A 10,743-nucleotide genomic window follows, 5' to 3' on the forward strand; every position below is an offset into this window, starting at 1 on the left:
CTCGCCAAGTACGCGAAGCTGGTGTCGGCGGCCAGCCTCGGTGCGGTCACCGACTGATCGGTTTGCGCTGATTCGAAAAAGCCCCGGCGACGATCGGGGCTTTTTTGTTTACAGGTACGGCGATAGCAGCCAGCAGGCGGCATCGCGCAGACGGAGCAGCACCGGGCGGCGGCGCAGCTTGTCGTACTCCAGCGTGGTGGCGCGTTCGCTCAGGGCATCGCAGTGCTGCGCCAGTTCCTCGACGAAGGCACGGTCGTAGGTCTCGACGACCATCTCGAAGTTCAGCCGCAGCGAACGCATGTCGAGATTCGCCGAACCGAACTGCGCATAGCGGCGATCGACCACGAACAACTTGGTGTGGCAGAACGGCGGCGGCTGCAGGTGGATCCGCACGCCGCGCTTGAGCAGCGGCGGCATCAGCTTGTGCATCGCGTACCAGGTGATCCGGTGGTTGCGGTCGCGACTCAGGATCAGATCGACGACGACGCCGCGCACTGCCGCCGACATCAGCGCCGACAGCAGTTCGTCCGGCGGCACGAAGTACGGCGTGACGATCTGGATGCGTTCCTGCGCAGCGGCGATCGCGGCGAGCAGCACCAGACTGAGATGGCCGAAATCCTCGTTCGGGCCGTCGGTGATGACCCGGCACAGTGCACCGTTGCCGCCAGCCTCTGCGGCTGATGGCGCTGTTGGTGGAGTCCAGTTTTCTTCGGCGGCATAGGCCCAGTCGTCGATGAACACCTGCTGCAACTGGGCGATCACCGGGCCGCGTATCTCCACCTGCAGATCGGCCGCCGTGCCCGGCTTGTCGGGCTCGGCGACGTAATGGGTGGCGCTGATGTTCATGCCGCCGGTGAAGGCGACGGCACCATCGACGATCAGCAGCTTGCGGTGATTGCGCAGATTGATGTGCAGGAACGGCGGCCACAGGCGCAGCGGGTTGTAGCGCACCACCGGCACGCCGCGCGCCAGCAGCTCACTGCCGGCGCGACGCCAGGCCAGCTCGCCGACACCATCGAGCAGGCAGCGCACTTCCACGCCGCGCGCCTGCGCGCGGTCCAGCGCCTCGATGAACTGTTCGCCGGCCTCGTCGCGATCGAAGATGTAGGAGGTCAGCGCGATCGAATACCGGGCCGCGTCGATCGCCGCCAGCATCCGCGGATAGGCCGCTTCGCCGTTGTGCAGCACGTCCAGCCGGTTACCGGTCAGCAGCGGCAGACCGGTGATCACATCGCCGCTGCGCGCGACTTCACTGAGGCTGATCGGTACTACATCGGGCTGGTAGCGGGCATCGGTTTCGGCGTAGCTCGGGCCGCGGCGCTCAGGTGGTTGCTGCTGACGCTGCGCGCGGGTCAGCACCCGGTTGATGCCGAACACGAAGTACAGCACCGGTCCGGCGAACGGCAGCAGCAGGCAGGCGCCGATCCAGCCCCAGGCCGACGCGGCGTTGTGCTTGTGCAGCAAGGCGTGCGCCGCCGTCCAGGTGGTCAGCAGCAAGCTGGTGATCGGCAGCAGCCAGCTGGCAATCTCGTGAATATCGGTGATCAAGAAACTTCCTCGGGCTGCAGGCGCACGGTCAGGCCGACCGGCAGATGGTCGGACAGCCGCGCGTCGAGCCCCCGGACTTCGTGGACGTCCAGCCCGTCGGTCACCAGCACGTGGTCGATGCAGCGGGTGGGCGCCCAGGCCGGGTAGGTTGGGTCGCGGTGCACCGGTTTCAGGCCGGCGCGGCGCAGCGAAGGATGCGCCTCGAGTTCCTGCGGCCCGCAGTTGAAATCGCCGAGTACCAGCGCATCGTCGCCGTCTTCGAGCAGCGCACCGAGATAGCCGAGCTGGCGGCTGCGATCGCGCCGCCCGAGCGCCAGATGGACGACGACCACCCGCAGCGGTCGATAGCCCGGCCGCTTCACTTCGACATCGAGCGCGCCGCGTCCCGGCAGCAGCCCGGGCAACGGGTGATGGCGCAGCAGCTGCAGCGGATCGCGTGACATCACGCCGAGGCAGTGCTGCGCGAACGGCCGCAGATCGCGATTCACCGCGGCCTGCCAGTGCGGCAGCGAGGCGCGTTCGGCGAGATAGGCGACCTGGTTCAGCTGCCGCGTCCGCAGACTGCCGGCATCGGCCTCCTGAATCCCAACCAGGTCATAGCCGGCCGCCAGGCTGCCGATCTCGTCGAGCACGCCGCGCACGCCTTGCGAGGGCAGCAAGTGGCGCCAGGCCTGGGTCAGATAGTGGCGGTACTGGCTACTGCGCAGGCCGACCTGGATGTTCAGGCTCAGCACCCGCAGCAGATCGGGCGCGCTGCCCAGGCTCATCAGTGGCGGCGGTCCTAATGGGTCTTGGCAGCGATCAGCGCGCGGATCGCCGGCACGGCCGCCAGTGCCGCTTTCTCGCCGGCCAGGATCGCCCGCTGCTTGGATTCGAAATCGGCGGCCTTGATGCCGTGCACGTCCGGGGCGATGACTACATCGGCGCCCGGCAGCTCGGCGCGGCGCAGGGACGAACCCATGATGTCGAAGGCCTTCAGCACGGTGCCCAGAGTCGAGTCCTCACGCGCTTCCTCGACCGGTGCCGAGACATCGACGGCGATCACGATATCGGCACCGAGTGCGCGGGCGAAGCGCACCGGCACCGGGCTGACGGTGCCGCCGTCGACGTACTCCTCGTTGTCGATCACCGCCGGCTGGAACACGCCGGGAATCGCCGACGAAGCGCGCACCGCAAGCCCGACATCGCCGGTGGTGAACACCGTCGCTTCGCCGGTGCGCAGCTTGGCGGCAACGGCGGCGAAACGCCGCGGCAGCTGCTGAATCTTGCGATTGCCGACCTTTTCGTTGACGAAGTTCTGCAGCTTTTCGCCGCGCAGCAGGCCGCGGTTGAACAGCTGCCAGTCGGCGAAGGTCGCGCGTTCGAGATCGAAGGTCATTTCCTGCAGCTCGAAGCCGTTCAGGCCCGAGGCGTATAGCGCGCCGACGACGCTGCCGGCGCTGGTGCCGATGATCAGATCGACCTGGATGCCCTGCGATTCGAGCATCTTGATGACGCCGACATGGGCGAAGCCGCGCGCCGCGCCGCCGCCGAGGGCCAGTGCCACCTTCGGCAGCACCGGTGCTGGCGGAATGATCGGGCCGCTCGGCGCGTCGACCACGGGGGCAGTGACCACAGGCGTGCCGCTGCACGCGGTCATCAGTCCACAGACCGTGGCGAGGGCAGCGAACAGGCGACGGCTTCGATTCATGGCGACGAGGGGCAAGACGGGGGCACAGTTTAGACGCGCCGACTGCCAGCGGAGTTGCAAGGGCTTTGCGCTGCGATCAGCGCGTTGCCAGCGCGGCCGCGAGTTCGTCGAAGGTGAACAGCACCGGGCAGACCGGCGCTTCGGACGCGCCCGCCAGCGGCAACGGGAAGGCGCTGAGGAAATAGAGGCCTTCGGGCACCGCGGCGACATCCAGGCATTCGAACACGGCAGCGTGCGGCAGCAGCTTGCGGTGAATCGGCCGGGCGCGGGAGCCGGGCTGGAAGTCGGTCGACTTCCACGAGGTCAGATAGGCGTCGAAGCGCGGATTGGCGAGCAGCCAGTCGGCAGCATCCTCGGCCAGGGTCAGTGCGCAGGCCGGATCGTGCTGGCCGTGGGCGGTCATTGGCAGATCCGCCAAGCTCAGGATCAGCTTGTCCGGTGCGACTTCGCTGCCAGTCGCACGGCGAATCTCGGCGCGCAGCTGCGCGGCATCGACGAGGCAATGGCGGCCGCCGGCGAGGTCCTGCCAGACCGGCGATTGCAGTTTCAGCAACAGCACCGGACCGTAAAGATTGCCAAGCCGCGCGGGTGTGAAATAGCTGCCGACATCCGCGCCGTCCTCGAGGATGTGCGAAGGCGCATCGACATGCGGCAGGCTGTGCGGCGCCAGCCGATGGGCGTCGTAGCGCACCGGCGGATGGGATGGATTGCAGAGGTCGTAGATCGGCTCGACCGAATACGGCGCGCCTTCGGCCCAGAGACCGGGCGCATCGGGGCGGATCAGCGGCGACAGGACGTAGGGCATGGTGCGGCAGTGTCCAGTGGCTCGTTGCTAGTTGCCAAAATTAATCTGTATCTGACCCCAATTATTGGGGCAGGGCGAACACGCGTCGGGCGTTCGCCGTCGTCGAGCTGGCGACCTGCGCAGACGACTCGCCGCGCGCCTCGGCGATGGCTGTCAGCACGGCGGGCAGGTACGCGGGTTCGTTGCGGCGATCCTTGGGTTTGGGCCGCAAGGTTCGCGGCAGCAGGTAGGGCGCGTCGGTCTCGATCAGCAGGCGCTCGGTCGGAATCATCCGCGCGACTTCGTGCAGATGGCTGCCGCGGCGCTCGTCGCAGATCCAGCCGGTGATGCCGATGTGGCAGTCGAGCTGCAGGTAGTCCGCGCAGGCGGCGGCCGTGTCGGTGAAGCAGTGGACGACGGCATCGCGCAGCTGCGGCCGGTAGTCGCGCAGGATGGTGATGAAATCCGCATGGGCATCACGCTGATGCAGGAACACCGGCTTGTTCGCTGCGATCGCCAATTCGAGCTGAGCGATGAACGCGGCGCGTTGCTCCGGGCGCGGCGACAGGTCGCGGAAGTAGTCGAGCCCGCATTCGCCGAGCGCCACCACTTCCGGCGCCTGCGCCAGGGTCGCGATGCGGGCGGCGAGAGCATCGTTCCAGTCTGCGGCGTGATGCGGGTGCAGGCCGGCGGTCGCATACAGCCGAGGCTGATCGCTGCCGCGTGGCGCGGCACGTGAGGCTTGGGCAAAGGCCAGCACCTGTTCGTTGCTCGCCGCGCAGGAGCCGGTGACGATGATCGTGTCGACACCTGCCGCGCTGGCGCGACTCAGGACGGCATCGAAGTCGGCAGCGAAGCTTTCGTGCGCGAGGTTGGCGCCGATATCGATCAGGCCCATCGGACGACAATCGACTTCACTTGGTTGCGTTTGATGCCGGCACCGCGAAGCAGCCATGGCGCCACAGCACGATCTGTTCGACGGTCGGCGTCTGGCCGGGCGGCACCGATTTCTCGAGCATGTAGATGATCTTGAAAGTGTCGAGCTGCTGCTGGCCGGTATGCGTGGTGTTCCAGTCGCGGCACAGCCAGCGGCCGTAATACAGACGGTTGTCGGCAAACGCGGCGGACCAGACGCGCTCCATGTACTTGTGCCAGCGGATGTTCTGCCACTCGTGGGTGATGTACTCGGGCTTGTCGTAGCTGATGCCCTTGCGTTCCGGGTGCAGCAGGTCGAATTCGGTGCCGTCTCGCAGCGTTGCGGGAATCACGAACCAGCCGTCTTCGCGCGACGGGAACGGCGCGAACATGTCCCAGTACTGATCGAGGCGCACCTTGCGCAGCGGCGGCGTCAGCATCGCGTACAGCCGTTCCGGCAGCCAGTGGATGGTGCAGAAGTTCCAGGTCAGCAGCACCACCATCGTGAAACCGGCGAGCGCCTGAGCGATCGGCCCGCTTTCGAACGGCCGGTCGTGGAACGGCAGCAGCGCGCCGCTGATCTGGCCGAAGCCGCCACGATTGCGGCCGACGAAGTCGTATACGGCATTGCCGATCGGCACGGCCCAGCCGCCGGACAGCAGCCAGCCGATCGGCGCGAACAGCGGCGACCTACGCAGCAGGATCACGAATGCCGGCCACTTCAGATAGGCGTGATCGTCGTGATCGAGGATCACCCAGGAGTAGTTCGCTTCGAGCAAGGACTTTGCCCGCGGCGTGTCCTGCGCGGGGGCGATCTCGGCTTTCAGCAACAGCAGCGATCGCAGGATCAGCACGCTCTTCAGGCAGAAGCCGCAGTCGCGGTCGTAGTAGATGCGCAAGGGCTGCGGCCCGAGAGCGGCAGCGCGGCGATCACGCAGACGGCCTGCGGCATCCCACAGCCATCCACCGGCGAGCAGGCTCAGCGAAGTCAGGCTGATGTACGGGAACGGCCCGAGTTCCAGGCAGAAGATGAAGCCGATGTGCATCGCCATCAGCATCGCCATCACCGCGAAGCGGAAGGCGCGGCTGAGCACCGGCACGAAGACCAGGATCGGCCCGACCATCTCCAGCCACCAGACGTAATGGGTGAGACCGGTGGTCAGTTGCGGGAAGGTCTTCAGCCATTGGCCGAGCGGTGTCGAGTAGCCGTCGATCGACAGCGCATAGAACACCGCCGTGCCGTTGTGCCAGTCGGCGCCGCTTTTCAGGATGGCGCTGAAGAAGTACACCGACATCACCTGGAACAAGATGCCGACCGAGGCCCAGGAACGGTGCAGATTGTCGGCTGGCGCCGGCGTGTTGCTCAGCGCGGCATCGAGGCTGGCACGCGCCGCCACCGGCAGGAAGATCGCCCAGAAGATCAGGCAGGTCAGCAGGATGTCGCCGCCCAGCAGCACCATCGGATTGCGGTTCAGCAGGGATGCGTTGAGCACGAAGGCGATCACCAGCGCCAGGCGCGTGCGCCAGCCGAAGATGATCAGCAGCGCGGCGATTATTTCGATGCCGAACAGCAGCGCGGCAAACCACCACTCGCCGTTGGCCGCATGGAAGGTGACGCGCCACAGGCCGTTGGTGCTCAGCAGCCAGTCGCGCGGCATGACGCCGAGATCGGTATAGAACGCAGTCAGATCGACCACGCGGCACAGCTGATCCGCCAGCAGCACGGTGCCGAGCATCACGCGGAACAAGGCCAGCGTGCGCAGATCGATGCCGAAGACCATGTCGAGTCGGGTCTTGAGCCAGGCTGGAATCATCAGGTTCTCTCTATCTGCTCGCGGGGCGAGCAACTTCGTAAACGAAAAGGGAGCCTCGCGGCTCCCTTTGGTGTTGCGGCTGCGCGCTTACCGCTTCTGCAGGTCGCCCATCTGACCGGTGCCGCCATCGAGCCAATTCAGACGCTCGACATCGCGATCAGCCGAGATGCCGTTCGCGTTGGCATAGCCACCCAGCAGACCGCCGAGCGTGCCACCGGTGGTGCCACCCGTGGTTCCGCCAGTCGTTCCGCCGCCCAGGAGTCCACCCAGCAAGCCGCCGAGGAGGCCGCCCGTGGTGGCAGGCGGGGTTTCCGCCTTGCTGTCCTTGTTGTCAGCCACTTCGTAGATCAGGTAGCCGATGCCGGCAACGCCGACGACCAGCAGCGACAGATCGAAGAAGTCCAGGCCTTCCGGACCGATGCCGTCCTGCGCCGGGCGGCCGCCGTCATCTTCGGCCTGACGCATCGGCGGCTGAATGTGCGCCATGAACGGAATGCCGCCGACCATCGCGATGCGGTTGCCGCGGGTGTCGAAGTCCCACTGGGCGAGCGCCGGCAGCGCGCCGCCGTCGAACGCGCGCAGGCGCTGGTCATAAGACATGCGCAGGCCGTAGTGCAGCGGTGCCGTCATTGCGCGGGCCGGATTCGGATGGCCGAAGTCCATGCTCACGTAGGCATTCGCCGACGGTTGGGTGCTGATGTCGTTGTTCTGGCCTGCCACGGCCGTCCAAGTTCCGGCGAGTGCCAGAGCGGCGCCCGTGATGACAGCGAGCTTGCGCATTCCATGTCCCCCAAATCTGTGCTGGATTTATTAGTACTTCGGAGCAGGCAAGCTGACCCCGAGCCCGTCGAACTATAGGTTCGCGCCCCAAGGCTGGCAAGCCGGGCAGCCACCGAGGGTTCGACCGAAAGCCTCTTCACATCCTAGACTTGAACCATGTCCCCCGTACCTGAAACGATCCCCGAAACGGCGCTGCGTCCGGGCGCCAGCAGCGAATTGTTGATCGCCGGCCCGGCCGGCCGCCTCGAAGCCTTGCTGACGACGCCGAAACAGACGCCGATCGGCCTCTGCGTGGTCTGCCATCCGCACCCCTTGTTTGGCGGCACGATGGCCAACAAGGTGGTCTGGACGCTCGCCAATGCGGCGCTGAAAACGGGCTGCCGCGTGGTCCGCTTCAACTTTCGCGGTGTTGGCCGCAGCGCCGGCCTGTTCGACGACACTCTCGGTGAAACCGATGACGCGCTGGCCGTGATCGAGGCGCTGCGGGCTACCGCGCCGGAGTTGCCGCTGGTGATCGCCGGTTTCTCGTTCGGCGCCCACGTGGCGCTGAAGGCGGCGTCGCGCACGGCTTGCGCGGCATTGGTCACCATTGCGCCGCCGATGGGCCGGTATCTGAAGACCGCTGAGCCGCCCGCGCATCCGCAGGTGCCCTGGCTTGCGGTACACAGTGCCGATGACGACACCGTGTCCTACGCCGAAACCCGCACCGCGATGATGAGCTACGACCCGCCGCCGGAATTCATCCATTACGACGATGCCGGGCACTTCTTCCACGGCCGGCTCGGCGAACTCCAGGCTCAGGTTCAGGTCTTCCTGGAACGCGTCTTGCGGCCGGCCTGAATTCCCGCCGTCTTGACGATTGCCATCGCAACCCGGAGAACCCTGTGGTCCTGAGCCGTCTGCGTGATCTGATTGCCCCGAAGTCCGCCGCCGCGAAAGCGCCGTCCGAAGCCTTGTCGACAGCGCTGCTGCTGCTCGAACTGGCCGCCGCCGATTTCGAATCCGACGATGTCGAACTCGAGCGGGTCGGCAGCCTGCTCTGCGAACGCTATGGGCTGGACAGCGCCGCGCTCGATCAATTGCTGAGCGAAGCGCGCCTGCGCGCCCGGCAGTCGGTATCGCTGCACGAATACGTGCAGACGTTGAACAACGCCCTCGATGCCGACGGCAAGCGCCGGCTGATCAGCATGCTCTGGCAAGTGGCGCTGGCCGACGGCCGCATCGACAAGTACGAGGAGCACCTGCTGCGCCGGCTCGTCGATCTGCTGTTCATCCCGATGGCCGACTACATCCAGGCGCGCGAAGCCGCGGTCGCCCAGGCAGGAGCCAACGCTGGTGCCAACGCAGGCACCAACGCCCATGGCTGAAAACGGCCTCACCGCGGCGGGTCAGCCGGCGCCTCGCAAGCGTCTGTGGGTCCTGGCGGACTGGCCGATCGCGACCAAGCTCGGCGTCGGTTTCGGCCTGATCACGCTGTTGCTGGTCATCAACGCGGTGGCCTTCTTCCTGATCCAGCAGCGCGAGGAGAACCAGCGTAGCTGGACGCAGCACACCTATGAAGTGATCGCCGCGCTGCGCGATCTGGAAGTGCAGACCCTGAACCAGCAGACCGGCATCCGCGGTTATCAGCTGACGCACGATCCGGCTTATCTGGCGCCTTACAACGACGGTACCGAGGCGTACCGGCACGTGCTGGCGACCTTGCGCGGTCTGGTCGTCGATAACCCGGCGCAGCAGGCGCAGCTCGATCGCATCGACGAGGTGATGAGCACCTGGCGCAATGAAATCTCCGAGCCGACCCGGGTATTGATCGAAAGCGGCGGCAGCACCGAGGCTTCGGTCGCGTTGACCATCAAGGGCAAGGGGTACCGCGATACGCTGCGCGCCCTCATCGCCGACACCCAGGCCACCGAGCGCCTGCTGCTCGGCCAGCGCAGCGCAACCTTGCATGAAAGTGTGGAGATGGCGCGCCGGCTGACGATCCTGCTGCTGCTCCTCGCGGTACTGATCTCCGGTTACGCAATCCGCAGCGTGCGGCGAATGATCGCCGCGCCGATCACCGCGCTCACCGCGCTGATGACCCGGCTGGCCGGTCACGATCACAGCATCGTTGTGCCGTTCCAGCGGCGTGCCGACGAGGTTGGCGACATTGCCCGCGCACTCGACGTGTTCAAGGCCATGTCGATCACCACCCACAGCCAGAACTGGGTCAAGACTTCGCTCGGCGAGATTTCCGCCGGGCTGCAGGAAGCGCGCGATACCGGCGCCTTCGCCCATGCGCTGACCGATGCGCTGCGGCCGAAGGTTGGCGCCGCCGCGCTGGCGTTCTACGGCTTCGACGATCGCCGTCAGCGCCTGCAATGCCTCGGCGGCTACGGCCTGCCGGACGACATCGCCCGGCGTCAGGCGATCAAGCTCGACGATGGCCTGGTCGGCCAGTGCGCGCGCAGCCGCGAGCCGGTGCTGCTGCGCGACCTGCCGGGCGATTACCTGAGCATCCGTTCCGGGCTGGGTCAGGCGACGCCGCGCTGTCTGCTGTTGCTGCCACTGGTGCTGCAGGACCATCTGGTGGCGGTGCTCGAAATTGCCGCCTTCGATGATTTCAGCGTCGAACAGCGACATCTGCTCGACGAGCTGCTGCCGATCGTTACCTTGTCGTTCGACAACCTGCGCCGCGCGCTGCGCACCCAGGAACTGCTGGCCGAAACCCAGGCGCAATCCGAGGAACTGCAGGCCTCCGAGGAATCGCTGCGCGTGCAGCAGGAGGAGTTGCGCGCCACCAACGAAGCGCTCGGTGCCAAGACCCGTCTGCTCGAAGAGCAATCGCAGAAGCTGCGCGCCTCCGAGGAAGAACTGAAGCTGCAGGCCGAGGAGCTGAAGGTCACCAACGAATCGCTGGTCAGCCGCGGCGCCACCATGCAGGAGCAGCAGATGATCCTGCAGGAGCTGCAGCGCGAGACTCAGGAAAAGGCCGATGCACTGGCCCGCGCCAGCCAGTACAAGAGCGAATTCCTGGCCAACATGTCGCACGAGTTGCGCACGCCGCTGAATAGCCTGCTGATCCTGTCGAAGAGCCTGGCCGACAACGACGAAGGCCATCTGGCGTCTGATGAAGTGGAGTCGGCCAAGGTCATCTTCGAGAGCGGCTCGAAGCTGCTGCAGCTGATCAACGACATCCTCGATCTGTCCAAGGTCGAAGCCGGCAAGCTCGA

Annotated in this window: 10 protein-coding genes; 3 read left to right on the forward strand and 7 right to left on the reverse strand. The window is 66.3% G+C overall.

Annotation, left to right across the window (positions count from 1 at the left end; genetic code table 11):
- Positions 1–108: 108 nt before the first annotated feature.
- From QZY06_RS04430 to QZY06_RS04460, 7 genes are all read right to left on the reverse strand, one after another.
- A complete protein-coding gene (locus QZY06_RS04430) occupies positions 109–1,548 on the reverse strand; it encodes a phospholipase D-like domain-containing protein (protein WP_295680710.1) in 1,440 nt (479 codons plus the stop codon).
- A complete protein-coding gene (locus QZY06_RS04435) occupies positions 1,545–2,315 on the reverse strand; it encodes an endonuclease/exonuclease/phosphatase family protein (protein WP_295680713.1) in 771 nt (256 codons plus the stop codon). Before QZY06_RS04435 ends, QZY06_RS04430 begins: the two co-directional genes overlap by 4 nt.
- Before the next feature lie 14 nt (positions 2,316–2,329).
- The gene (locus tag QZY06_RS04440) at positions 2,330–3,238 is read right to left on the reverse strand and encodes a patatin-like phospholipase family protein (protein ID WP_295680716.1); all 909 of its coding nucleotides are present in this window, start codon (positions 3,236–3,238) and stop codon (positions 2,330–2,332) included.
- Between the two features lie 76 nt (positions 3,239–3,314).
- The gene (locus tag QZY06_RS04445) at positions 3,315–4,043 is read right to left on the reverse strand and encodes a cyclase family protein (protein WP_295680719.1); all 729 of its coding nucleotides are present in this window, start codon (positions 4,041–4,043) and stop codon (positions 3,315–3,317) included.
- 61 nt (positions 4,044–4,104) lie between these two features.
- Positions 4,105–4,920: a TatD family hydrolase gene (locus QZY06_RS04450; protein WP_295680722.1), complete on the reverse strand. Its 816-nt coding sequence runs from the start codon at positions 4,918–4,920 to the stop codon at positions 4,105–4,107.
- A 16-nt stretch (positions 4,921–4,936) separates the two neighbouring features.
- A complete protein-coding gene (locus QZY06_RS04455) occupies positions 4,937–6,751 on the reverse strand; it encodes an HTTM domain-containing protein (protein WP_295680726.1) in 1,815 nt (604 codons plus the stop codon).
- Between the two features lie 87 nt (positions 6,752–6,838).
- Positions 6,839–7,531: a hypothetical protein gene (locus QZY06_RS04460; protein ID WP_295680728.1), complete on the reverse strand. Its 693-nt coding sequence runs from the start codon at positions 7,529–7,531 to the stop codon at positions 6,839–6,841.
- 156 nt (positions 7,532–7,687) lie between these two features.
- Here QZY06_RS04460 and QZY06_RS04465 point away from each other — a divergent pair, with 156 nt between their 5' ends.
- From QZY06_RS04465 to QZY06_RS04475, 3 genes are all read left to right on the forward strand, one after another.
- Positions 7,688–8,371 (forward strand): alpha/beta fold hydrolase, encoded by a 684-nt coding sequence (locus tag QZY06_RS04465; protein ID WP_295680731.1) that lies wholly within the window; start codon positions 7,688–7,690, stop codon positions 8,369–8,371.
- Positions 8,372–8,415: 44 nt separating this feature from the next.
- Positions 8,416–8,898: a TerB family tellurite resistance protein gene (locus tag QZY06_RS04470; protein WP_295680734.1), complete on the forward strand. Its 483-nt coding sequence runs from the start codon at positions 8,416–8,418 to the stop codon at positions 8,896–8,898.
- On the forward strand, positions 8,891–10,743 hold a 1,853-nt coding region (locus QZY06_RS04475; protein WP_295680737.1), incomplete at its 3' end, for a CHASE3 domain-containing protein. The genes QZY06_RS04470 and QZY06_RS04475, both read left to right, overlap by 8 nt.

The organism is uncultured Nevskia sp., assembly GCF_903885465.1.
In the GTDB taxonomy this organism is placed as follows: Bacteria; Pseudomonadota; Gammaproteobacteria; order Nevskiales; family Nevskiaceae; genus Nevskia.